Origin of the sequence: Natronobacillus azotifigens (assembly GCF_026805325.1) — a bacterium.
Lineage (GTDB): Bacteria > Bacillota > Bacilli > Bacillales > Amphibacillaceae > Natronobacillus > Natronobacillus azotifigens.
Map to the genome: position 1 here is coordinate 38952 of NZ_JAPRAT010000017.1, position 24842 is coordinate 63793.

The following is a 24842-nucleotide window of genomic DNA, read 5'->3' on the forward strand; positions in this document are numbered from 1 at the left end:
TAAGTTATTTATCTAACGCTTCACCGGATTTTTTAGCGATACGAACTTTCTTTCCGTCACGTTCTTCATATCCTACGCGAGTTGGCTCGCCGGATTTCGGATCAATCGGTAATACATTAGAAACATGGATTGGCGCTTCTTGAGTAAGAATTCCGCCTTGTGGATTATCTTGTGAAGGTTTCGCGTGTTTCTTCACAATATTTATTCCTTCTACAAGTACACGATCTTTTTTCGGATAAGCAACAAGAATAGTCCCTTGCTTTCCTTTATCTTTCCCAGAAATAACCTGTACTTTATCACCTTTTTTTACATGCATGCTAGACGCACCTCCTTACAAGGCTTTTCATTCGTTCTTCATTTTTTATGGTCTTACAATACCTCTGGAGCTAATGAAACAATCTTCATAAATTTCGCATCACGAAGTTCACGTGCTACAGGGCCAAAAATACGTGTACCTCTTGGGCTTTTATCATCACGGATAATAACTGCTGCATTTTCATCAAAGCGAATGTATGAACCATCCTTACGACGAACACCACTTTTGGTACGAACAATAACCGCTCTTACCACTTCACCTTTTTTGACAACGCCACCAGGTGTTGCTTGTTTCACCGAACACACGATAACGTCTCCGATATTCGCAGTTTTACGTCCTGAACCACCAAGTACTTTAATCGCCAATACTTCACGTGCACCAGAGTTATCTGCTACTTTCAAACGACTCTCTTGCTGAATCATACTGTGTTACCTCCCTTCGGAATCATTCCGAGCGAACTTTACGCTTATTAGATAATTACTGCTTCTTCTACTACTTCGACAAGACGGAAACGTTTAGTAGCTGAAAGTGGACGAGTTTCCATAATTGAAACGATATCGCCGGTTTTCGCTTGATTGTTTTCATCATGTGCTTTAAATTTCTTTGAATACTTCACACGCTTACCGTAAAGCGGGTGAAATTTATATGTTTCGACCAATACTGTGATCGTTTTATCCATTTTGTCAGACACAACACGACCAGTATATAATTTACGATTATTACGTTCAGTCATTTTGAGGCTAACCTCCTCTCAAGTTTACTAGTTATTTACACTAAGCTCTCTTTCGCGGACAACAGTTTTCATACGAGCAATGGATTTACGCACTTCTCGAAGACGAGCTGTATTCTCCAGTTGACCAGTAGCTAACTGAAAACGCAGATTGAAAAGCTCTTCTTTTAATGACTTGATTTTTTGTTCAATTTCGGCAGTGGTTAGTTCTCTGATTTCATTAGCCTTCATTGATTTCACCACCAATTTCTTCACGTTTTACGAACTTAGTTTTCACTGGCAATTTATGTGATGCAAGACGTAACGCTTCACGAGCTACTTCTTCAGAAACCCCAGCGATTTCAAACATAATCTTTCCTGGTTTTACAACTGCTACCCATCCTTCAGGAGCACCTTTACCAGAACCCATACGAACCTCTAGAGGTTTTGCTGTATAAGATTTGTGTGGGAATATTTTAATCCATACTTTACCGCCACGTTTCATATAACGAGTCATGGCAATACGTGCAGATTCAATTTGACGACTTGTAATCCAAGAAGCTTCTACAGCTTGCAATCCGTATTCACCGAATGCAACTTCTGTTCCGCCTTTTGCTTTACCTCTCATTTTACCACGGTGTTGTTTACGATGTTTTACACGTTTAGGCATTAACATAATGCGTGCCCCCTTCCTTACTTTTTGTTTTTAGTTGGAAGGACTTCTCCACGATAGATCCACACTTTAACACCTAGTTTACCGTAAGTAGTATCTGCTTCAGCAGTACCATAATCGATATCAGCACGAAGTGTGTGTAGTGGAACAGTTCCTTCACTATAGCTTTCCGCACGAGCCATATCAGCGCCACCTAAACGGCCAGATACTTGTGTACGAATACCTTTAGCTCCTCCACGCATAGCACGTTGAATTACTTGCTTTTGCGCACGACGGAATGAAATACGTCCTTCAAGTTGACGAGCAATGTTTTCTGCTACTAACTTAGCATCAACATCTGGTTTTTTGATTTCGACAATATTAATATGAACTTTTTTACCTGTTAGTTCGTTTAATGATTTACGAAGTGCTTCTACTTCTGAACCACCTTTACCAATAACCATACCCGGTTTAGCAGTAGAGATGGAAATATTCACACGGTTAGCTGCACGTTCAATCTCAATTTTCGAGACAGCCGCATCTTTTAAACGTTTTTCAACATATTCACGAATTTTAATGTCTTCATGTAATAAGTCTGCATAATCTTTACCAGCGTACCATTTTGATTCCCAATCACGGATAACGCCGACACGAAGTCCTATCGGATTAACTTTTTGACCCACAGATTATCCCTCCTTCTTTTCTGATACAACCACAGTGATGTGGCTCGTTCTTTTGTTGATCTGACTAGCTCTACCTTGTGCACGTGGGCGGAAACGTTTAAGTGTTACGCCTTCGTTAACGTATGCTTCAGATACATATAATTCATCTACATTCATTTCGTAGTTGTGTTCTGCATTTGCGATCGCAGAGTTTAATACTTTTTCAACAACAGGGCTAGCACCGCGTTGTGTGTTTTTTAAAATTGCAATGGCTTCTCCAACATTTTTTCCTCGAATTAAATCAATTACCAATCGAACTTTACGAGGAGCAATTCTAACAGTTTTTGCAACAGCTTTAGCTTGCATCAAGAGCGCCTCCTCTCCAATTAGCGTTTTGTTTTCTTGTCATCGCTCGCGTGCCCTTTAAAAGTGCGAGTAGGAGCGAATTCACCTAATTTATGTCCAACCATATCTTCTGTAACATAAACTGGTACATGCTTACGTCCGTCATATACAGCGATTGTATGCCCAACAAAATTAGGGAATATAGTAGAACGACGTGACCAAGATTTTACCACTTGTTTTTTGTCATCTTCGTTCAGTTTTTCAACTTTTTTCATCAAATGGTCATCTACGAAAGGTCCCTTTTTTAAACTACGACCCATACATAAACCTCCCTTCGTGATTGTAAGACGGGTGTTATTGCCCGCCGTTCAACCCCGTTATTTTTTGCGTTTACGTACAATAAACTTATCTGTTGTTTTGTTACGTTTACGTGTTTTCTTACCAAGTGTTGGTTTACCCCATGGTGACATTGGTGATTTACGACCGATTGGTGCGCGTCCTTCACCACCACCGTGTGGGTGATCATTAGGGTTCATTACAGAACCACGAACAGTTGGGCGGATGCCTTTCCAGCGTGAACGTCCTGCTTTACCTACACGAATCAATTCGTTTTCTAGGTTTCCTACTTGACCTACTGTTGCACGACAAGTTCCAAGTACTAGGCGAACCTCACCAGATGTTAGACGTACAAGAACGTATTTGTCCTCACGACCTAAAATTTGTGCTTGAGAACCTGCTGAACGAGCAAGTTGCCCTCCGCGTCCTGGTTTTAATTCGATATTGTGGATGATTGTACCCACTGGAATGCTCATTAATGGTAAAGCATTACCTGTTTTAATATCTGCATCTGCACCAGAGAACACTTCTTGACCTACTTGGATTCCTTTCGGTGCAAGAATATAACGTTTTTCACCATCTGCATAGTGAAGTAAAGCGATATTAGCAGTACGGTTTGGATCATACTCTATTGTAGCAACGCGTCCTGGTATACCATCTTTATCGCGTTTGAAATCAATCACACGGTATTGACGTTTGTGTCCACCGCCTTGATGACGAACCGTTAATTTACCTTGGTTGTTACGACCGCCACGTTTTGATAGTGGTTGTAGAAGTGACTTTTCAGGTTTATCTGTTGTGATTTCAGCAAAATCAGATCCTGACATGTTACGTCTACCATTAGAAGTTGGTTTATACTTCTTAATCGCCATCTTTATTCCCTCCTTCTCTAAATACGTTTAATTATACACTCTCAAAGAAATCTAGTTCTTTACTGTCTTCAGATAACTGAACAACAGCTTTTTTACGGTCTGGGCGATAGCCGCTGTGGCGTCCCATACGCTTTAATTTACCTTTAATGTTTGAAGTGTTGATTTTCACTACTTTTACATCAAAAATCAATTCAACAGCGTCTTTGATTTGTGTTTTGTTAGCTTTTGGATTCACTTCAAATGTGTACTTTTTATCAGCCATTTGATCGGCAGAGTGCTCTGTAATTACCGGGCGCTTAATAATATCACGTGGATCTTTCATTATGCAAGCACCTCCCCTGCTTTTTCCGCTGCTTCTTTAGTTAAAATCAGCTTGTCATGCGTAAGCAAGTCAATGACGTTTACTCCGCTTAACGGTAAAACTTTAGCATTTGGTAAGTTGTTAGCGCTTTTTGCAACTACTTCGTCTTTATCAGCTGTTACAATTAACGCTTTAACATCTACGTTTAATGCAGATAATAGTTTTACTACTTCTTTTGTCTTTGGTGTATCGATCGCTAAGCTTTCCAATACAACTAAACTATCTTCTTTCACTTTAGAAGAAAGTGCTGATTTTAAAGCTAGACGACGAACTTTTTTCGGTAATTTATAGCTATAGCTACGTGGTGTTGGTCCGAAAACAACGCCACCGCCAACCCATTGTGGGGAACGAATAGAACCTTGACGGGCACGACCTGTACCTTTTTGACGCCATGGTTTACGACCTCCACCGCTTACTGCTGAACGATTTTTCACAGCGTGTGTTCCTTGACGTCTTGATGCTTGTTGCATCACAACAGCGTCATGTAACACATGCTCATTTGGTTCAATACCAAAAACTGCATCGTTTAATTCTACATCCCCTACTTGCGATCCGCTTTGGTTATATAGTGCTACTTTAGGCATGACATATCCTCCCTTCAATTAATAATTAGTTAGCCTTTATTGCACTCGTAATTTTAACGAATGATTTTTTCGATCCCGGTACGTTACCTTTTACTAATAAAAGATTACGTTCTGCATCTACTTTAACTACTTCAAGGTTCTGGATTGTCGTTGTATAACCACCCATTTGACCAGGAAGTTTCTTACCTTTCATAACGCGCATTGGTTCAATAACACCCATTGAACCTGGCCCTCTATGATAGTGGGAACCGTGGCTCATCGGTCCACGAGATTGATTGTGACGCTTGATCGAACCTTGGAAACCTTTCCCTTTAGAAGTACCTGTTACATCAATTGCATCTCCAGCTTGGAAAACCTCTACGCTTAACTCTTGACCTACTTCATACTCGTCAAGGTTCACGTTACGGAATTCACGAATGAAGCGCTTAGGGTTCGTGCTCGCTTTTGCAGCATGTCCTTTTGCTGGTTTGTTAGAACGGTTATCTTTCTTATCAGCAAAACCTAATTGAATCGCTTCATAGCCGTCGTTTTCTAATGTTCTTTTTTGAAGAACTACGTTTGGTTCAGCTTGAATAACTGTTACTGGTGTTAATTCACCGTTTTCAGTAAAAAGTTGTGTCATGCCGACTTTGCGACCTAAGATTCCTTTCGTCATCCGTTACACCTCCTGTAAATTTCAATTATAATTTAATTTCAATGTCCACACCTGATGGTAAATCAAGACGCATTAATGCATCAACCGTCTGTGGTGTAGGACTAACAATGTCAATTAGACGCTTGTGTGTACGCATCTCAAACTGCTCACGAGAATCTTTGTATTTGTGCACCGCACGTAATACAGTATAAATAGATTTCTCTGTTGGTAACGGAATTGGACCCGATACCCCTGCACCCGAACGTTTCGCAGTGCTTACGATTTTTTCAGCTGATTGATCTAGAATACGGTGATCGTATGCTTTCAAACGAATTCTAATTTTTTCTTTTGCCATTATTTTCCCTCCTTCTCGCCCATTTTATAATAGACATTCTCCGCGAAAATTTCTTCGACTCCCAACCCATGGCAAAGGGTCCGGGTGTGCCAACAACCTTCCGCATCATCGCCTTTTATGACCAACATTTCATATTATATATAAACAACTATTGAAATGCAAGTTTTATTCATGTTTTTTTCGTATTTTTTCTAACCAATTTTTTCATTGATGTTTTTGAGGGGGAGGCAGTAAAAAAATCTAAGGGAAAACTTTCAACATTTTATTAATTACTCTTTATGTCACGAAGCCAGTTTACTAATTGGTTGATAACCTTCACCTGTTGTTCTTCAGCTGTGATACTAGCCTCATTATCTCCTTTTTGTGAACCATACAAACCGAATTGCGCATGATTTCCACCATCAATTTGATAAAATACTGCCTGTTTCGATAACAACTCCTTGCTCTCCAGTACTTTTTCTGGTGTTGACAAGCCGTCTTTCTCCGCATATATCGAGAGCATTGGAAGTTCGAGGGAAGGGAAGTCGTTACCGCTCGATGGATAAGAAGCTAGAAAAAACACCCCTTTGATCAAATCTAGATTTTCTATCGCGTAACTTGCCGCTGCTACACCTCCCAATGAGTGCCCACCAATATACCAATCCTCTATGTTCGGGTAATCCTCTATAAAATCATTGGCTTTATTGATATCGAAAATGGGTAAATTAAATCTCATTTCCGGAATGCTGACTACGTATCCTTGTTCACTTACCTTCATTGCGATATAGCTATACGCTTCAGGATCAACTTTCGCGCCCGGATAAAGAATCACACCAGTATCTACGGAAGTTTCTGGTTCAAAGATAATCCAACTTCCCTCTTTACGGATCTCTGTTACTCGCCGATATAGCTCTTCGCTTGCTTGATAGGTTTGCTGTGACCAAATATAAAAGCCAATAAAACCGATTCCGATCAAACTCCCTACTATTATGAATAGATATTTAACAATCCGCTTGCCCAATCTTTATCACCCTCCTCTTTGTAAGGGAAACTTCAATCAGTGTGAGTTTTAGGTCTTCCCCATTGATTGTTCGCGCTAAACGATGACCTAAAAGTCTTTGAACTAATTGACGGTACTACCGTGAATCTCTTCCGCTTAAATATCACTGGTTATTTTGTTACTATGAGTTTTACGAACAATTGATCCGAGAGAAAATCAATCCACCTTTATATAGTAGAAACTTTTCAGCTTAGATAAAGTTTCTCTTTGTCTTTACAGAAGTAAGGTAGTTGTTGTCGATAAACCAGGGAAGTTCACCCGGTCCTGTAAAAGCTTCTACACAGTGTCTGCGCGGGCATTCCGCACTCCAGTTACAGACGGTCGTTTTCCACCGGAGCGGCCTCAGCTAACTTGGTTAAGAAAAGCACTTTGCCAAGTGAATCTTCGGACTCGTGGGACTGCGATTACTCGCCCCATCAAAGAGATTCGCTTTTATCCCGTTGGAGTCGTCGTCTTTCACTTCTGATTCCCCATATTTATTTAAGATATCAAGAAGAGAAAATCTCTTAGGAAACATAAAGAAATGTGTGCAGATTGCTTAGAGAACGTCAAATTAAAGTTCTTTTTCTTTTTTGATTTTTTTGTGTTTTTCAAGTTTAAAAGAATCTAAGCTCTTTTCTTTATGCATCAAGAAAAATTTATCCTTTCTTATTGAAATCAAAAAATCCGATTCCCAAGATAGGAAATCGGATTTTTATCAACGTAGCGATTATTACGCTTCGATTCTAGCTACAACACCAGCGCCTACTGTACGTCCACCTTCACGGATTGAGAATTTTGTTCCATCTTCAATCGCGATTGGTGAAATTAAGTCTACAGTCATCTCAACGTTGTCACCAGGCATAACCATTTCCACACCTTCTGGAAGTTGGATTACACCAGTTACGTCCGTTGTACGGAAGTAGAACTGTGGGCGGTAGTTATCGAAGAATGGAGTGTGACGTCCACCTTCTTCTTTAGATAGTACATAAACTTCTGCTTTGAACTTCGTATGTGGAGTGATTGTACCTGGTTTAGCAAGTACCTGTCCACGGTTGATGTCTTCACGAGCTACACCACGTAAAAGTGCCCCGATGTTGTCCCCTGCTTCTGCATAGTCAAGAAGCTTACGGAACATTTCAACACCAGTAATTGTTGTTTTAGTAGGCTCTTCAGCAAGACCGATAATTTCAATCTCGTCACCCACTTTAACTACACCACGCTCAACACGTCCTGTAGCAACAGTACCACGACCAGTAATTGAGAATACATCCTCAACTGGCATCATAAATGGTTTTTCAGTATCACGGTCTGGACGAGGGATATACTCATCTACAGCATCCATTAATTCATAGATAGCATTAACATAGTTTTCTTCGCCTTCTAACGCTTTAAGCGCAGAACCTTTGATTACTGGTACATCATCACCAGGGAAGTCGTACTCAGATAATAGATCACGAACTTCCATTTCTACTAATTCAAGAAGTTCTTCGTCGTCTACCATGTCGCATTTGTTTAAGAATACAACAACTGCAGGTACACCTACTTGACGAGAAAGTAAGATGTGCTCACGAGTTTGTGGCATTGGACCATCAGCAGCAGATACTACTAAGATCGCGCCATCCATTTGTGCAGCACCAGTGATCATGTTTTTTACATAGTCAGCGTGACCTGGGCAGTCAACGTGTGCATAGTGACGGTTTTCTGTTTCGTACTCAACGTGTGCAGTTGAGATTGTGATCCCACGTTCGCGCTCTTCAGGAGCACCATCGATTTGATCATAAGCCATTGCAGTACCTACACCAGAACGCTTGTGTAATACTGTAGAGATTGCAGCAGTTAAAGTTGTTTTACCATGGTCAACGTGTCCAATAGTACCAATATTAACGTGGTCTTTGGAGCGGTCAAATTTTTCTTTACCCATTATATAGTTCCTCCTTTAAATAAATAAAAGTAATTTTTTATATGACATGTACGCTTGCTTAGAAACATAAAAATTATATTTCTAAGCTTACAATACAAGTTATACGTTAGAATTTCAAGAAAATCAATTATTCACCAGCGTTTTTCTTAACAATTTCCTCAGAAATACTTTTCGGTACTTCTTCATAGTGATCAAAGAACATCGTGTATGTTCCACGACCTTGTGTGTTAGAACGTAGCGCAGTTGCATATCCAAACATTTCAGCAAGTGGTACAAACGCTTTAACTACTTGCGCATTACCGCGTGCTTCCATACCTTCAACGCGTCCACGACGAGAAGTAACATCACCCATGATATCACCCATGTATTCTTCCGGAATAACTACTTCAACTTTCATCATTGGCTCAAGTAGGACTGGATTACATTTGTTTTTCGCATTTTTCAATGCCATAGAAGCTGCTACTCTAAATGCCGTTTCATTGGAATCGACATCGTGGTAACTACCGTCATAAAGTGTCGCTTTTACATCAATTAACGGATAACCAGCGATAACCCCGTTTTGAAGTGATTCTTTAATACCAGCTTCAACAGAAGGGATATATTCACGTGGTACAACACCACCAACAATGTTATTAACGAACTCAAAGCCAGCACCTTCTTCGTTTGGTTCGAATTTAACCCAAACGTGACCGTATTGTCCACGACCACCTGATTGTCGAACAAATTTACCTTCAACTTCAGCAGAGCCTCGGAACGTTTCACGGTAAGATACTTGAGGAGCACCAACATTTGCTTCTACTTTAAACTCACGCTTCATACGGTCTACGATAATATCAAGGTGAAGCTCACCCATACCTGAGATAATCGTTTGGCCAGTTTCCACGTTTGTTTCCGTTTTAAATGTTGGATCTTCTTCTGCAAGTTTACCTAAGGCAACAGACATTTTATCTTGATCCGCTTTTGATTTCGGTTCGATTGCAACCGAGATAACTGGATCTGGGAAGTCCATTGATTCAAGAATAACTAGACTCTTTTCATCACATAATGTATCCCCTGTACTTGTATCTTTCAAACCAACAGCGCCAGCGATATCACCCGCATACACACCATCAATTTCTTCACGAGAGTTTGCGTGCATTTGTAGGATACGACCTACACGTTCACGTTTATCTTTCGTTGAGTTTCTTACATAAGAACCAGACTTTAATGTACCTGAATAAACACGGAAGAATGTTAATTTCCCAACGAATGGGTCTGTAGCTACTTTAAATGCTAACGCAGAGAAAGGCTCGTTATCGTCAGCTTTACGTACTACTTGTTCTTCTGTTTCAGGAACGTGTCCTTCGATAGGTGGAATATCAACTGGAGATGGTAGGTAATCAATAACGCCATCAATTAATAATTGTACACCTTTGTTTTTAAATGCTGAACCACAGAACACTGGATAGAATTCAACGCTTAGCGTTGCATTACGTACAGCAACTCTTAATTCATCATTTGAAATTTCTTCACCTTCTAAGTAGCGCATCATTAGATCTTCATCTAATTCAGAAACTGCTTCTACTAAACGAGCACGAAGCTCTTCAGCCTTATCTTTATACTCAGCAGGAATTTCTCTAGATTCTGTACGAGTACCAAGATCATCTTCATAGAAGAAAGCTTCCATGTTAATTAAATCAATGATACCTTCAAAATCATCTTCTGCACCAATCGGGTATTGAACAGGGTGTGCATTTGCACCAAGTCTGTCGGAAAGCGTTCCAACTGAATACATGAAGTCTGCACCTGTTTTATCCATTTTGTTAACAAACACAATTCTTGGTACACCGTAAGTTGTTGCTTGACGCCAAACAGTTTCTGTTTGTGGCTCTACACCAGATTGAGCATCAAGTACTGTAACCGCACCATCTAGTACTCGTAATGAACGTTCTACTTCAACTGTGAAGTCTACGTGACCAGGAGTATCAATGATGTTGATACGGTGTCCTTTCCATTGTGCAGTCGTTGCAGCAGAAGTAATGGTAATACCACGTTCCTGCTCTTGTTCCATCCAGTCCATTTGTGAAGCACCTTCGTGTGTTTCACCAATTTTATGAATACGACCTGTATAGAAAAGGATACGTTCAGTAGCTGTTGTTTTACCGGCATCAATGTGTGCCATGATACCGATATTACGTGTTTTCTCCAAGGAGAACTCTCTAGCCATATGTCTTTCTCCTTCCTCTTAATCGGAATTCAATTATTACAAAAATAGTTTTTGCGATTGCACGATTCAACCTACCAACGGTAGTGTGCGAATGCTTTGTTTGCTTCTGCCATTTTGTGCATATCTTCACGTTTCTTGACAGCTGCACCAGTATTGTTTGATGCATCTAGAAGTTCATTTGCAAGACGTTCTTCCATCGTTTTTTCTCCGCGTAGACGAGAATAGTTTACGATATAACGAAGCCCTAGTGCTTGGCGACGTTCAGGACGTACCTCAACTGGTACTTGGTAATTCGAACCACCAACACGACGAGCACGAACCTCAAGAACTGGCATTACATTTTTCATCGCTTGTTCGAATACATCGATAGCGGGTTGACCACTACGTTCTTGAACAAGTTCAAATGCACTATAAAGAATTTTTTGAGCTTTCCCTCTTTTTCCATCAACCATAATTTGGTTGATCAAACGAGTTACTAGCTTAGAATTATATAACGGATCTGGTAAGACATCACGTTTTGCTACAGGACCTTTACGTGGCATAGTCTAACCTCCTTTCTGAAATCAATAACAAAATTTAACTTATTTATTTTTCGGTCTTTTCGTACCGTATTTTGAACGACCTTGCGCACGACCTTCAACACCTGCTGTGTCAAGAGCACCACGAACAATATGGTAACGAACACCTGGTAAATCTTTTACACGTCCTCCACGGATTAACACAACACTGTGCTCTTGAAGATTGTGCCCAATTCCAGGAATATATGCAGTTACTTCAATTCCGTTTGTCAAACGAACACGAGCATATTTACGTAATGCCGAGTTTGGTTTCTTCGGTGTAAGTGTACCAACACGAGTACAAACGCCACGTTTTTGTGGAGATGATTGATCAGTTAGTGATTTTTTGAAGCTGTTGTAACCTTTATTCAAAGCTGGTGAGTCAGATTTTTTGCCTTTGCTCACACGACCTTTACGAACTAATTGATTAATAGTTGGCATGTCTATTTCCTCCTTCCCTTGCGTTATTGTAATACCACACATCCAGGTGGTTCATTTATAAGCAAAAAACAAAGTCTTCACAGATTAACTTCTCTAATCTGTCAAAACTCTATTGCTTTATAGCTACCGTCGCTGTGCCCACTTCAATTCCACACGCTTTACCAAGTTTCTTTTTGGAATCCACTTGAGTATAAGTAATGTTCATCTTTTCAGCAAGTTGCGACACTTTTTTCGCTATCTCAGGATCAATATCCTGTGCGATAACGACTTCTTCCACCTCGCCACTTTTCATGGCTTTGACTGTTTGTTTCGTGCCAATGATCAGTCTATCCTTTGCTTGTGCTACTTTTTCATAAGACATTCGCATATCCTCCAAAGCAACAAGGATAACAGAAGCACCTTGAATATAGTACCACCCTCAAATTATAATGTCAACTTAAATATCTACATAATCAAGAAAACATTAATAGAATGATCCGACCTCAAGGTTACTTCTTTTCCACCCCTGCTTGTTAGCTTTTTATTGTAGTGTTGATTCGTCTACTGGTAATTCTTCTACTACTTCTTCAACAGATTGTTCCGTCTGAGCCTGGATCTTACGATATCTCTGCATACCCGTTCCAGCCGGAACTAATTTACCGATGATAACATTCTCTTTCAAACCTAGTAGCTCATCGCGTTTTCCTTTAATCGCTGCATCGGTTAATACTCTTGTTGTCTCTTGGAATGACGCAGCCGATAAGAAGGAATCTGTCTCTAGTGATGCCTTCGTGATTCCTAACAGCACTGGTCTTCCTACTGCAGGTTGTGTCCCTTCAAGAAGGACTTTTTTGTTCGCTTCTCGGAATTGGTGAATTTCTAATAAGGAGCCTGGCAAGACATCCGTATCACCGGCATCAGCAATACGTACTTTACGTAGCATTTGCCTTACCATTACTTCCACGTGCTTGTCACCAATCTCTACCCCTTGCATACGGTATACTTTTTGTACTTCTTTTAATAAGTACGATTGTACACCATCAATACCTTGAATTTTCAGTAGTTCTTTCGGATCAATCGAACCTTCCGTCAGTGCTTCTCCAGCTTTTACAGTATCACCCACGTTAACTTTTACGCGCGAACCATATGGAGCTGTGTACGTACGGGTCTCAATGTCTCCTTGTACGATAACTTCTTGTTTATCTTTCACTTCACTGATATCTTGAACGGTACCGTTAATCTCTGTTATTACCGCTTGACCTTTTGGATTACGCGCCTCAAAAATCTCTTGAATACGCGGTAAACCTTGGGTAATGTCACTTCCCGCAACACCACCAGTGTGGAATGTACGCATCGTTAACTGTGTACCCGGTTCCCCGATCGACTGTGCAGCAATGATACCCACTGCTTCACCAACTTCAACCTCTTGGCCAGTTGCAAGATTTCGACCGTAACACTTTTTACAAGCTCCATGTTTTGTATTACATGTGAACACGGTTCTTATCGTCACTGCTTCAATGCCTGCCTCGACAATTTGCTTGGCAACATCTTCATGAATGACTTCATTCTTATCAACTAAAATTTCCTTTGTTTCCGGATGGCGTACCGTTTGGAATGAAGTACGACCAATTAAACGGTCGACTAATGGCTCGATCATCTCTGTTCCTTCCGTAATCGAACGAACTGTTAAGCCTTTATCTGTTCCACAATCATCATCTCGAATAATTACATCTTGCGCAACGTCAACAAGGCGTCGAGTCAAGTAACCGGAATCGGCTGTTTTTAACGCTGTATCGGCTAGACCTTTACGCGCACCGTGTGTAGAGATGAAATACTCTAGTACGGTTAAACCTTCTCGGAAACTTGATTTGATCGGTAACTCAATAATTCTACCAGCCGGATTGGCCATCAATCCACGCATACCCGCCAACTGTGTAAAGTTCGACGCGTTACCACGTGCTCCTGAATCACTCATCATAAAGATTGGATTTCGAATACTTAATGATCTCATCAGTTTTTCTTGGATAACGTCTTTCGCTTGAGACCAGATCGAAATAACACGTTCATAACGCTCTTCATCCGTAATCAAACCACGACGGAATTGTTTTAAGACTTTATCTACCTTCTCTTGTGCTTCTTCTAAAATTTTCTCTTTTTCAGCTAATACCACAATATCAGCTACCCCTACTGTTATTCCTGCTTTTGTAGAGTATTTGAATCCTAGATCTTTCATCAGGTCAAGCATTTTAGAAGTTTCACTAATCTTAAATTTCTTAAACACTTCTGCGATAATATCCCCAAGAATACCTTTTTTAAACGGTAAAATGGCATCTCGATTTTCTAACTCTTCTTTAATGTTCGTTCCTTTTTCAACAAAATACTTATCTGGTGTTTTTACCTCTAAGTTTGTTTGTGTTGGTTCATTCATATATGGGAATGACTCTGGAAGAATATCATTAAAGATCAATTTACCCACTGTAGTTAAAAGTAGCTTCCCATTTTGTTCTTTCGTGAAATTGTCTTTTCCTAAGGATGCTACTTGCACCGCTACTCTCGTATGCAAATGAACATAGCCACTTTGATACGCAATCAAAGCTTCCGATAAGTCTTTAAAGACCATACCTTCACCGATCGCACCTTTGCGCTCTATAGTCAGATAATAGTTACCTAAAACCATATCTTGGGATGGTGTTACAACAGGCTTACCGTCTTTTGGATTCAAGATGTTCTGTGCTGCTAACATCAAAATACGTGCTTCCGCTTGTGCTTCTGCAGATAATGGAACGTGAACAGCCATTTGGTCACCGTCAAAGTCGGCATTATATGCCGTACACACTAATGGATGCAGACGAATTGCCCGGCCTTCTACTAGTGTAGGCTCGAAAGCTTGAATACCTAATCGGTGTAATGTTGGTGCACGGTTTAATAGTACTGGGTGTTCTCGAATAACATCTTCTAGAACTTCCCATACTTCAGCGTTCAGTCGTTCTATTTTACGTTTCGCAGATTTAATGTTGTGCGCTAAACCCCGCTCAACTAACTCTTTCATTATAAACGGTTTAAATAACTCGACTGCCATTTCTTTAGGTAAACCACATTGGTACATCTTCAAGTGTGGACCAACAACAATAACAGAACGGCCAGAATAGTCAACTCGTTTTCCTAATAAGTTCTGGCGGAATCGCCCTTGCTTACCTTTTAACATATGTGATAACGATTTTAATGGACGGTTACCTGGTCCAGTTACCGGACGTCCACGGCGACCGTTGTCAATCAACGCATCGACAGCTTCTTGTAGCATACGTTTCTCATTTTGAACAATAATACTTGGTGCCCCTAAATCTAATAACCGCTTCAGACGATTATTACGGTTAATGACACGACGGTATAGATCATTCAAATCAGATGTAGCAAATCGACCACCATCTAACTGAACCATTGGACGCAATTCAGGGGGGATAATCGGAAGCACATCTAAGATCATCCATGATGGATTGTTCCCAGAGTTTCTAAATGCCTCGATAACTTCCAATCTTTTAATTGCTCTGGTTCTTCGTTGTCCTTGCGCGGATTTCAATTCTTCACGCAAAAACTCCATTTCTTTGTCTAAATCAATGTCTTGAAGGATCTTTTTAATCGCTTCTGCTCCCATTTGCGCTTGGAAGGTTTGACCATACTTATCTCGATAAGCACGATACTCTTTTTCTGAAAGCAATTGTTTTTTCTCAAGCGCTGTGTCACCGGCATCCGTAACAATATATGCTGCAAAATAGATGACTTCTTCCAATGCTCTTGGTGACATATCTAAAACCAATCCCATTCGACTTGGGATACCTTTGAAATACCAAATATGCGAAACAGGGGCAGCTAACTCAATATGGCCCATACGTTCCCGGCGCACCTTCGACTTGGTTACTTCTACTCCACAACGATCACATACAACACCTTTATAACGTACTCGCTTGTACTTTCCACAGTGACATTCCCAGTCTTTCTGTGGCCCGAAAATCCTCTCGCAAAATAAACCATCTTTTTCTGGTTTTAACGTTCGATAATTGATGGTTTCTGGTTTTTTGACTTCTCCATATGACCAAGAACGAATTTTATCAGGTGATGCCAACCCTATCTTCATAAATTCAAAATTATTTACATCTAGCAAGGGGCTTACCTCCCTTTTAGTATGTGTTGAAAAGGTTGCAAATGAAAAGCGAAACCACCTTCCATTTGCGAACGCTATTAAACAACTTTTTCATCGAATGAAATTTCTTACTTCTCTTCTAACTCTAAATTAAATTGCTCGGTAGATTGATTCTCTTCTTCTTCTATATCACGAAGCTCAATTTCTTCTTCATCAGCAGATAGCATTTTTACATCCATACCTAAACTTTGCAATTCCTTAATCAATACTTTAAATGATTCCGGAATACCTGGCTCAGGTACGTTCTCGCCTTTCACGATCGATTCATACGTTTTCACACGGCCAACTACATCATCAGACTTCACAGTAAGAATTTCTTGTAGTGTATAGGCAGCACCATACGCTTCAAGTGCCCATACCTCCATCTCACCAAAACGTTGCCCACCAAATTGAGCCTTACCACCTAATGGTTGTTGAGTAACTAATGAGTATGGCCCTGTAGAACGTGCATGCAGCTTATCATCAACCATGTGTGCGAGTTTGATCATGTACATGACACCAACCGATACACGGTTATCAAACGCCTCACCTGATCTACCATCATAAAGAATGGTTTTGGCATCTCTAGCCATACCCGCTTCTTCAATGGTTTCCCATACATCTTCTTCTCTCGCGCCATCAAATACTGGTGACGCAACGTGGATACCAAGCTGTCTAGCAGCCATACCAAGATGCAACTCCAACACCTGACCGATGTTCATACGTGATGGTACTCCTAATGGGTTTAACATGATATCAATCGGCGTTCCATCCGGCAAGAACGGCATATCTTCTTCTGGTAATATTTTTGAAATAACACCTTTATTACCATGACGACCCGCCATTTTGTCTCCTTCGTGAATTTTACGTTTTTGTACGATATAGACACGAACAAGTTGATTTACACCTGGAGGTAATTCGTCACCGTCTTCACGATTGAATATTTTAACGTCTAAAACGATACCACCCGCACCATGAGGAACACGTAAAGAAGTATCACGCACCTCGCGAGCTTTTTCCCCAAAGATTGCATGTAGTAAACGTTCCTCGGCAGACAGTTCCGTTACCCCTTTTGGTGTAACTTTTCCGACTAACAAATCACCATCTTCTACTTCTGCCCCAACACGGATAATTCCACGTTCATCAAGATCACGCAATGCATCTTCACCAACATTTGGAATATCGCGAGTGATTTCTTCAGGTCCTAGTTTCGTATCTCGCGCTTCGGATTCATATTCTTCAATATGAATGGAAGTATAAACATCATCTTTAACCAAACGCTCGCTCATGATGATCGCATCCTCGTAGTTATAACCTTCCCAAGTCATAAATCCTACCAAGACGTTTTGACCAAGAGCTAATTCTCCGTCTTCCATTGATGGTCCATCTGCTAAAATCTCGCCTTTTGTAACACGATCACCGACGCGAACAATCGGGCGTTGATTGTAGCAGGTACCTTGATTGGATCGAATAAACTTTTGCAATTTATAACGAACCACATCACCTTGGACTTCTTTCCCATCTACTTCAGACAAACTTCGAATGCGGATTTCTTTTGCTTCGACACGCTCAACAATACCATCATGTCGGCAAATAACAGCGGCACCCGAGTCTTTTCCTGAAACATATTCCATTCCTGTACCAACAAGTGGGGAACGGGGTTGCAATAAAGGAACAGCTTGACGTTGCATGTTTGCACCCATCAATGCACGGTTAGAGTCATCGTTCTCTAAGAAAGGAATACAAGCTGTCGCTGCAGATACAACCTGCTTAGGCGATACGTCCATGTAATCAATACGATCACGACTAACAATTGTATTTTCCCCTCGGAAACGTGCAATAACTTCATCATCAATGAATGATCCGTCATCTGCTAAACGAGCATTTGCTTGCGCTACAACATAATTATCCTCTTCATCCGCAGTTAGGTAATCATAATACTCCGAAACTTTACCTGTTTCGTGATCAACACGACGATATGGCGTTTCGATAAATCCAAATTTATTTACTTTTGCGTAGGAAGATAACGAGTTGATCAAACCGATATTCGGTCCCTCTGGCGTTTCAATCGGACACATTCGACCATAGTGTGAATAGTGAACATCACGCACTTCAAAACCAGCTCGTTCACGCGTTAAACCACCAGGCCCTAACGCAGATAAACGTCGCTTGTGTGTTAATTCTGCTAATGGATTTGTTTGATCCATAAACTGTGATAACTGAGAACTTCCAAAGAACTCTTTTATCGACGCAATGACTGGTCGTATATTTATGAGTTGTTGTGGTGTAATGGCAGACGTATCTTGAATAGACATACGCTCACGCACAACTCGTTCCATTCGGGATAAACCGATTCGGAATTGATTTTGCAGTAATTCCCCTACAGAGCGTAGACGACGGTTACCTAGATGATCAATATCATCTGTATCACCAACGTCATGGAGAATATTAAAGAAATAGTTGATTGCAGCTAGTATGTCAGCTGGTGCGATATTCTTCACACTAGTGTCTACAGAACCATTCCCGATTACCGTTAAGACTCTTTCGCCATCCGGGTCAGTTGGATCAATGATTTTTACCGCTTGAAGCTTTATCTGCTCTTGTAAAACACCTTCATTAGGCTCCACATAGTATTCACCAATGCTTTCCTCTGCACGATCTAAGTATGGTAAAATCTTGTCTAATAAGCGGCGATCTAATTTATCACCTTTATCAGCTAATACCTCTCCAGTCTCTGGGTCGACTAAAGTTTCAGCTAACACTTGATTAAACAGGCGATTCTTAATATGCAATTTCTTATTCATTTTATATCTACCAACATGCGCTAAATCATAGCGTTTTGGATCAAAAAACCTTGAAATCATTAGGCTTTTTGCATTCTCGACTGTCGGCGGCTCTCCTGGACGTAAACGTTCGTAAATCTCCAGCAAAGCTTTCTCACTTGTTTCGGTATTATCTTTTTCTAACGTGTTTTTCAAATATTCATTATCACCGATTAGATCAATGATTTCTTGATCTGTGCCGAAACCTAAAGCTCTCAACAACACAGTGATTGGTAGTTTTCTCGTACGATCAATCCGAACGTGCACTACATCTTTTGCATCTGTTTCAAATTCTAGCCAAGCTCCTCGATTTGGGATGACTGTCGCGGTATAACCACGCTTACCATTCTTATCTATTTTTTTACTAAAATAGACACTTGGTGACCGAACAAGCTGGGAAACGATAACACGTTCAGCTCCATTTATTACAAACGTACCTGTGTCAGTCATTAGTGGGAAGTCACCCATAAATACTTCTTGCTCTTTTACTTCACCAGTCTCGTTGTTTAACAAACGTACTTTCACGCGTAGCGGGGCATTGTAAGTAACATCTCTTTCTTTTGATTCTTCTACAGGGTATTTCGGTTCCCCTAGACTGTAATCCACAAATTCTAGGGATAAGTTTCCTGCGAAATCCTCAATTGGAGAGATATCTTTGAACATCTCTCTTAACCCTTCTTCTAAAAACCATTCATAAGAAGCGGTTTGAATCTCGATAAGATTCGGTAATTCTAATACCTCACTAATACGTGCGTAGCTTCTGCGCTGGCGGTGTCGTCCATACTGAACTAGTTGACCTGTCAACTGCTTCACCCCTCAAATCAAGAATAAAAAACAAAAAAGCTTAAGCAATTATATTTTTGTTAAGCTTGTATACCTTTTCCGCCGAATTATTGATTCCTACTATTGACTTATACGGTGGAATAGGTATAATTTAATCAGAATAAAGTGTTCGACAATATTATCGAACATACTTGCAATAATGAGATTACAAGTTATTTATTTTGACATTTACTAATTGTAAATGGTACTGAAAACCTTATAAAAACAGTAACTAAGACATATGAAACGTCCCCAAACAAAGGCATACCGCCTTCACCTGCGTAAAACCTCACATACTTTTCCAAGTTCTATCCATCATTTCCGTTTTTATAAGCAATTATACATAAAAATTCACAAAATTACCTCTTGACAACAAAACGGCCTATTGGCATTTTTCAATACTATCACAAACACATTTTATAGTCAATCTTTTTATCAGGCTTACTTTGTTGCGCGAATAATTTCATAGCCCTTCTGTTTCTTCGCGATTTTAACTGTGGAAAATAACGCCTCTATTTTCTTTAAAGCTGATGGCGCGCCTTGCTTTTTCTGAATAACAACCCAAAGTTCTCCTTCTGGCTCCAAAAATTCATAACTATCCTCAAATATTTGATGAACTGTTTTTTTACCTGCTCGAATTGGCGGGTTAGTTAGGACTGCAGCGCAGGGTTGATTCGGAATTTGCTCAAACCGATCACTTAAGTAAAAGGCTACATTCTCAATACGATTATGCTTAGCGTTCTCACGCGCTAACCCGATCGCTCTTTCATTAACGTCACTCATGATGATATGCCTGTTCGGAAAACTTTTTGCGATGGATAGGCCAATCGGTCCGTAACCGCACCCTAAATCAACAATAGCACCTGCTATTTCTGGGGCTTCAAAGGTATCGATTAGCGTTTTTGAACCAAAATCTACTTCATTTTTTGAAAAGACACCAATATCACTTGTGAATTGAAAGGAATGTCCACGCAGATCATAGTTCCACGTTTTGGGGTTACTTTTCGATTGGGGCTGGTTGGTAAAGTATTGCTCTGACATCCTAGCACCTACCTTATTAAAAACATTATTCATACAACAATACGTAGTTTTATAATCGTCTTATCGTACAGGAACATCGTGGTGTGATCTTGTAGCTAGAATTACAACATCCAACAAACTTAGGTAGCATTTCATCGTAGAAAATTACTTGTGGAATTTTTAAACATCCACTAATACAAAGATAAAGCCCGCCTAAAACAATAGACGAGCTCAACTTGAACATTTATTACTTCAATTCTACTCCAGCGCCAACTTCTTCAAGTTTAGCTTTCATTTCTTCAGCATCTTCTTTAGAAACGCCTTCTTTAATAGCTCCTGGTGCGTTATCTACAAGATCTTTTGCGTCTTTAAGACCAAGACCAGTGATTTCACGAACAGCTTTAACAACTTTGATTTTTGAAGCTCCAGCACTTGTTAATACTACGTCAAATTCAGTTTGCTCTTCAGCTGCTTCTCCACCAGCTGCTCCAGCTGCTGCTACAGGTGCAGCTGCTGTTACACCAAACTCTTCTTCAATTGCTTTTACTAGGTCATTTAATTCAAGAACGGACATTTCTTTGATTGCTTCAATAATTTGCTCTTTAGACATTCTAATTTCCTCCTATTAATATAATAATTTTATCCTTCAACGAACAGTTACTTATTTAAATAGCTCGTGCTATGCAATTAAGCGCCTTGTTCTTCTTTTTGTTCTGCAATTGCTTTTGTTGCGTATGCAAAATTTCGTACCGGTGCTTGTAGCACGCTGAGTAGCATAGAAAGTAAGCCTTCGTAATTCGGTAAAGCAGCAAGTTCTTTGATTTGATCAATCGTTGCAATATTACCTTGGATTACGCCACCTTTAATTTCTAGTGCTTCATGATCTTTAGCAAAGCTGTTCAAAACTTTAGCTGGTGCTACTACATCTTCATTACTGAAGGCGATAGCTGTTGGCCCAACAAGCGCTTCGTTTAACTCTGAAAGTTCAGCTTCCTCGGCAGCACGGCGAGACATTGTATTTTTGTATACTTTAAATTCAACACCTGCTTCACGAAGCTTACTACGCAATTCTGTTACTTCCGCCACATCAAGACCACGGTAATCAACAAGGATAGTCGACTGACTTTCACGGAATTTGCTTGCGATTTCAGATACAACTTGCTTTTTCTTTTCAATAATCTTTGACATCGTTCCACCTCCTATTGACTAAACATCATACCGAAAGATCGAGCTATTTCTCCAAAGGTACTTAAGAAGAAAAAAACCTCACATCTTAAAGTAGACGTGAGGGAATTGTTTGAATCGATAAGACATACATAAAAGTATTATCTTTTTATCCAGACACCTCGGTAGGATATTAAGCTTGATAAAAGCACCTACTGTCTACGGTATAACGTATTATTTGATTTTTCAACATTTTTCATTATAGCTGTACGCTACAATAAAGTCAATAGTTCTTTTTATTTCGCTGCAAATGTTGATGGATCTACTTTCACACCTGGTCCCATTGTAGAGGTAACAGCTGCGTTGCGAACGTAGATACCTTTTGATGATTGTGGCTTCACTTTCATCAATGTACTTGCTAGCGCATGAAAGTTCTCCATTAATTGATCCAATTCAAAAGAAGCTTTTCCAATCGGAACATGAACGTTAGATTGACGATCAACTCGGTATTCTACTTTACCCGCTTTGATTTCTTTTACTGCTTTTTCTACATCAAATGTTACTGTTCCTGTTTTCGGGTTCGGCATTAGACCTTTTGGCCCTAAGACACGGCCTAATTTACCAACTTCAGCCATCATGTCTGGAGTTGCTACGATTACATCAAAGTCAAACCATCCTTGATTAATTTTGTTAATCAAATCTTGTTCTCCTACGTAATCCGCCCCAGCAGCTTCTGCTTCTTTTGCTTTATCACCTTTTGCGAATACTAAAACAGTTTGTGTTTTACCAGTACCATGTGGCAATACCATTGCCCCACGAATTTGTTGGTCAGCTTTTTTCGGGTCTACTCCTAGACGAAATGCCGCCTCTACTGTTTCATCAAAGTTTGCTTTCGCATTCTCTTTTACTAACGTCAATGCTTCTTTAATATCATACTGTTTTGTACGATCCACAAGCTTTAACGCCTCTTGTTGTTTCTTCGTTTTTTTAGCCATTATTATTTCCTCCTTGAATGTGGTTTTAACGGTTATACCTCCCACTTAAAAAAAGCGGATCCTATTCATCCAACGAACGAATGAACAGGCAACTAGCTGACTGCACTTCTAGTTCATCTGCCTACAAAAAGGTTGCGAAATGGTCAATAAGTCCATCACCGCAACCTTGTTCTCCAATACTTCTACACGACGGGAATTAGTCTTCGATCACGATTCCCATACTACGCGCTGTACCTTCTACCATACGCATAGCAGCTTCAACATCAGCTGCGTTTAAATCAGGCATTTTTGTTTCTGCGATCTCTTTTACTTGGTCACGCTTCAACGTCGCAACTTTATTGCGATTTGGTTCACCTGATGCAGTTTCAATACCCGCTGCTTTTTTAAGCAATACAGCAGCCGGCGGAGTTTTGGTAATGAATGTAAATGAACGGTCTTCAAAAACCGTGATTTCTACCGGAATAATCAAACCAGCTTGTTCTTGCGTACGCGCATTAAATTCTTTACAGAATCCCATGATATTCACACCTGCTTGACCTAATGCCGGTCCAACTGGTGGTGCTGGATTTGCTTTCCCTGCTGGGATTTGAAGTTTTACTACTTTAATTACTTTTTTAGCCACGAGACACACCTCCTTAAGTCCGTGATGTGGTAATAGGGCTTTGCCCTCCCACTCAATCATATGCTAATTAAACCTTATACTCGAGGCATAAAGAACATTAAAATTCTAGCATGTTACTAATAAAATTGCAAGAGCTCTATTGGATTATTACCAGAAATAATTCATTATAGTTTCTCAATTTGAGCAAAATCAAGTTCCACAGGCGTCTCGCGCCCGAACATATTCACATGTACTTTTACTTTTTGTTTATCTAAATCAATATGTTCAATAGAGCCAGTGAAGTCAGTGAAAGGACCCTCTTTCACACGAACACTTTCTCCTTCTTCTAAATCAATTTCTACCATCGTTTCTTCCATACCCATCCGCTTCAATATCATGTCTACTTCTTCTGGTAGCAACGGAGTAGGTTTCGATCCTGAACCTGCTGAACCAACAAATCCCGTAACTCCCGGAGTGTTTCGAACAACATACCATGAATCGTCCGTCATGACCATTTCAGCCAACACATAGCCAGGAAACACTTTCTTTTTAGCTACCTTCTTTTTGCCATTCTTAATTTCCGTCTCTTCATCTTCAGGAACTAAAATACGGAATATTTTATCTTCCATCCCCATTGATGCTAATCGTTTTTCTAAATTTGTTTTCACTTTGTTCTCATAACCAGAATACGTATGCACAACAAACCATTGTTTTTCCATATAAACGGTACAGATTTCGCACCTGTCCCCTCCTTTTTTAATTTTTTCCAATTTAAAAAACCCGCAACTATACGGGTTTGCATCTCCAACGAATCTATTCTTTCACATTATAGCATACAATAAGCTATCTTATTCAAAAAAAACATTAAGAATTTGTGTAATTCCTACATCTACAACTGCAAAGAAAGCGGTAACAAAAGCAACTGTTGCCACTACAGTGATTGTGTAGCGAGTTAGCTCACGTTTTCTTGGCCACGAAACTTTTTTCATTTCTCTAGACACATTTTTCAAAAAGGTAACGAGTTTCACAGGTAGAACCCCCAAACTTCTGGTATAATTTAATGATAATTACTAGTTTTACTTATTTCGTTTCCCGATGCAAAGCGTGTTCGTTGCAACGTTTACAAAACTTTCTTACTTCTAATCGATCTGATTTCTGTGTGTTCTTATTTGTCTGATAGTTTCTGCTTAGACATTGCGTACAAGCTAAGACAATCTTTTTTTGCATGTTGGCCTTCCTCCTATACAGAGGTTGTCATTTATTAATGTAGCACGCTTAAAACAAGCTGTC

Annotated in this window: 29 protein-coding genes and 1 other annotated feature; all 29 genes read right to left on the reverse strand. The window is 40.0% G+C overall.

Annotation, left to right across the window (positions count from 1 at the left end):
- Window positions 1-4 precede the first annotated feature (4 nt).
- The 29 genes from rplX to rpmG all read right to left on the reverse strand — a co-directional run bounded on the left by rplX (window position 5) and on the right by rpmG (window position 24779).
- A complete protein-coding gene (gene rplX, locus OWO01_RS09570) occupies window positions 5-316 on the reverse strand; it encodes a 50S ribosomal protein L24 (protein WP_268780234.1) in 312 nt (103 codons plus the stop codon).
- 53 nt (window positions 317-369) lie between these two features.
- Complete coding sequence (rplN, locus tag OWO01_RS09575) at window positions 370-738, reverse strand: 50S ribosomal protein L14 (RefSeq protein ID WP_268780235.1); 369 nt, start codon at window positions 736-738, stop codon at window positions 370-372.
- Between the two features lie 47 nt (window positions 739-785).
- Entirely contained in the window at window positions 786-1049 is a 264-nt protein-coding gene (gene rpsQ, locus OWO01_RS09580; RefSeq protein ID WP_067842455.1) for a 30S ribosomal protein S17, read from the reverse strand.
- Between the two features lie 27 nt (window positions 1050-1076).
- Window positions 1077-1277 (reverse strand): 50S ribosomal protein L29, encoded by a 201-nt coding sequence (rpmC, locus tag OWO01_RS09585; RefSeq protein ID WP_018934219.1) that lies wholly within the window; start codon window positions 1275-1277, stop codon window positions 1077-1079.
- A complete protein-coding gene (gene rplP / locus OWO01_RS09590) occupies window positions 1267-1701 on the reverse strand; it encodes a 50S ribosomal protein L16 (protein ID WP_268780236.1) in 435 nt (144 codons plus the stop codon). The genes rpmC and rplP overlap by 11 nt, the downstream gene beginning before the upstream one ends.
- 17 nt (window positions 1702-1718) lie before the next feature.
- Window positions 1719-2360, reverse strand: a complete 642-nt coding sequence (rpsC, locus tag OWO01_RS09595; protein ID WP_268780237.1) for a 30S ribosomal protein S3 — start codon at window positions 2358-2360, stop codon at window positions 1719-1721.
- 3 nt (window positions 2361-2363) lie between these two features.
- Window positions 2364-2705 carry a 50S ribosomal protein L22 gene (gene rplV / locus OWO01_RS09600; protein ID WP_268780238.1) on the reverse strand — a complete coding sequence of 114 codons (342 nt, stop codon included), beginning with the start codon at window positions 2703-2705 and terminating at the stop codon, window positions 2364-2366.
- A 20-nt stretch (window positions 2706-2725) separates the two neighbouring features.
- Window positions 2726-3004, reverse strand: coding sequence for a 30S ribosomal protein S19 (gene rpsS / locus OWO01_RS09605; protein ID WP_268780239.1), 279 nt, complete (start codon window positions 3002-3004; stop codon window positions 2726-2728).
- A 57-nt stretch (window positions 3005-3061) separates the two neighbouring features.
- Window positions 3062-3892 (reverse strand): 50S ribosomal protein L2, encoded by an 831-nt coding sequence (gene rplB / locus OWO01_RS09610; protein WP_268780240.1) that lies wholly within the window; start codon window positions 3890-3892, stop codon window positions 3062-3064.
- Window positions 3893-3923: 31 nt separating this feature from the next.
- On the reverse strand, window positions 3924-4214 hold the full coding sequence (gene rplW, locus OWO01_RS09615) for a 50S ribosomal protein L23 (RefSeq protein ID WP_268780241.1): 291 nt from the start codon (window positions 4212-4214) through the stop codon (window positions 3924-3926).
- Window positions 4214-4837 (reverse strand): 50S ribosomal protein L4, encoded by a 624-nt coding sequence (gene rplD, locus OWO01_RS09620; RefSeq protein ID WP_268780242.1) that lies wholly within the window; start codon window positions 4835-4837, stop codon window positions 4214-4216. The genes rplW and rplD overlap by 1 nt, the downstream gene beginning before the upstream one ends.
- A 25-nt stretch (window positions 4838-4862) precedes the next feature.
- The gene (gene rplC, locus OWO01_RS09625; RefSeq protein ID WP_268780243.1) at window positions 4863-5492 is read right to left on the reverse strand and encodes a 50S ribosomal protein L3; all 630 of its coding nucleotides are present in this window, start codon (window positions 5490-5492) and stop codon (window positions 4863-4865) included.
- 25 nt (window positions 5493-5517) lie between these two features.
- Window positions 5518-5826 carry a 30S ribosomal protein S10 gene (gene rpsJ, locus OWO01_RS09630; RefSeq protein ID WP_017473665.1) on the reverse strand — a complete coding sequence of 103 codons (309 nt, stop codon included), beginning with the start codon at window positions 5824-5826 and terminating at the stop codon, window positions 5518-5520.
- Between the two features lie 265 nt (window positions 5827-6091).
- Window positions 6092-6826 carry an alpha/beta hydrolase gene (locus OWO01_RS09635; RefSeq protein ID WP_268780244.1) on the reverse strand — a complete coding sequence of 245 codons (735 nt, stop codon included), beginning with the start codon at window positions 6824-6826 and terminating at the stop codon, window positions 6092-6094.
- A gap of 751 nt (window positions 6827-7577) precedes the next feature.
- Window positions 7578-8768 (reverse strand): elongation factor Tu, encoded by a 1191-nt coding sequence (gene tuf / locus OWO01_RS09640; protein ID WP_268780245.1) that lies wholly within the window; start codon window positions 8766-8768, stop codon window positions 7578-7580.
- Between the two features lie 127 nt (window positions 8769-8895).
- Window positions 8896-10974 (reverse strand): elongation factor G, encoded by a 2079-nt coding sequence (gene fusA / locus OWO01_RS09645; RefSeq protein WP_268780246.1) that lies wholly within the window; start codon window positions 10972-10974, stop codon window positions 8896-8898.
- A gap of 71 nt (window positions 10975-11045) precedes the next feature.
- Window positions 11046-11516, reverse strand: coding sequence for a 30S ribosomal protein S7 (rpsG, locus tag OWO01_RS09650; RefSeq protein ID WP_268780247.1), 471 nt, complete (start codon window positions 11514-11516; stop codon window positions 11046-11048).
- 39 nt (window positions 11517-11555) lie between these two features.
- Window positions 11556-11972 (reverse strand): 30S ribosomal protein S12, encoded by a 417-nt coding sequence (gene rpsL / locus OWO01_RS09655; RefSeq protein WP_268780248.1) that lies wholly within the window; start codon window positions 11970-11972, stop codon window positions 11556-11558.
- Between the two features lie 109 nt (window positions 11973-12081).
- Complete coding sequence (locus tag OWO01_RS09660; RefSeq protein WP_268780249.1) at window positions 12082-12333, reverse strand: 50S ribosomal protein L7ae-like protein; 252 nt, start codon at window positions 12331-12333, stop codon at window positions 12082-12084.
- Between the two features lie 159 nt (window positions 12334-12492).
- Window positions 12493-16110: a DNA-directed RNA polymerase subunit beta' gene (gene rpoC, locus OWO01_RS09665; protein WP_268780250.1), complete on the reverse strand. Its 3618-nt coding sequence runs from the start codon at window positions 16108-16110 to the stop codon at window positions 12493-12495.
- Between the two features lie 107 nt (window positions 16111-16217).
- Entirely contained in the window at window positions 16218-19754 is a 3537-nt protein-coding gene (gene rpoB / locus OWO01_RS09670) for a DNA-directed RNA polymerase subunit beta (RefSeq protein ID WP_268780251.1), read from the reverse strand.
- Between the two features lie 459 nt (window positions 19755-20213).
- Entirely contained in the window at window positions 20214-20813 is a 600-nt protein-coding gene (locus tag OWO01_RS09675; RefSeq protein WP_268780252.1) for a class I SAM-dependent methyltransferase, read from the reverse strand.
- Between the two features lie 226 nt (window positions 20814-21039).
- Entirely contained in the window at window positions 21040-21402 is a 363-nt protein-coding gene (rplL, locus tag OWO01_RS09680) for a 50S ribosomal protein L7/L12 (protein ID WP_268780253.1), read from the reverse strand.
- A gap of 77 nt (window positions 21403-21479) precedes the next feature.
- Complete coding sequence (gene rplJ / locus OWO01_RS09685; protein ID WP_268780254.1) at window positions 21480-21980, reverse strand: 50S ribosomal protein L10; 501 nt, start codon at window positions 21978-21980, stop codon at window positions 21480-21482.
- 61 nt (window positions 21981-22041) lie between these two features.
- Window positions 22042-22199, reverse strand: a sequence feature (ribosomal protein L10 leader region).
- Between the two features lie 53 nt (window positions 22200-22252).
- A complete protein-coding gene (gene rplA / locus OWO01_RS09690) occupies window positions 22253-22951 on the reverse strand; it encodes a 50S ribosomal protein L1 (RefSeq protein ID WP_268780255.1) in 699 nt (232 codons plus the stop codon).
- 196 nt (window positions 22952-23147) lie between these two features.
- Window positions 23148-23573: a 50S ribosomal protein L11 gene (gene rplK, locus OWO01_RS09695; RefSeq protein ID WP_062321740.1), complete on the reverse strand. Its 426-nt coding sequence runs from the start codon at window positions 23571-23573 to the stop codon at window positions 23148-23150.
- 164 nt (window positions 23574-23737) lie between these two features.
- Window positions 23738-24271: a transcription termination/antitermination protein NusG gene (gene nusG, locus OWO01_RS09700; protein WP_268780273.1), complete on the reverse strand. Its 534-nt coding sequence runs from the start codon at window positions 24269-24271 to the stop codon at window positions 23738-23740.
- A 129-nt stretch (window positions 24272-24400) separates the two neighbouring features.
- The gene (gene secE, locus OWO01_RS09705; RefSeq protein WP_268780256.1) at window positions 24401-24580 is read right to left on the reverse strand and encodes a preprotein translocase subunit SecE; all 180 of its coding nucleotides are present in this window, start codon (window positions 24578-24580) and stop codon (window positions 24401-24403) included.
- Between the two features lie 52 nt (window positions 24581-24632).
- Entirely contained in the window at window positions 24633-24779 is a 147-nt protein-coding gene (rpmG, locus tag OWO01_RS09710) for a 50S ribosomal protein L33 (protein ID WP_268780257.1), read from the reverse strand.
- Window positions 24780-24842: the final 63 nt, after the last annotated feature.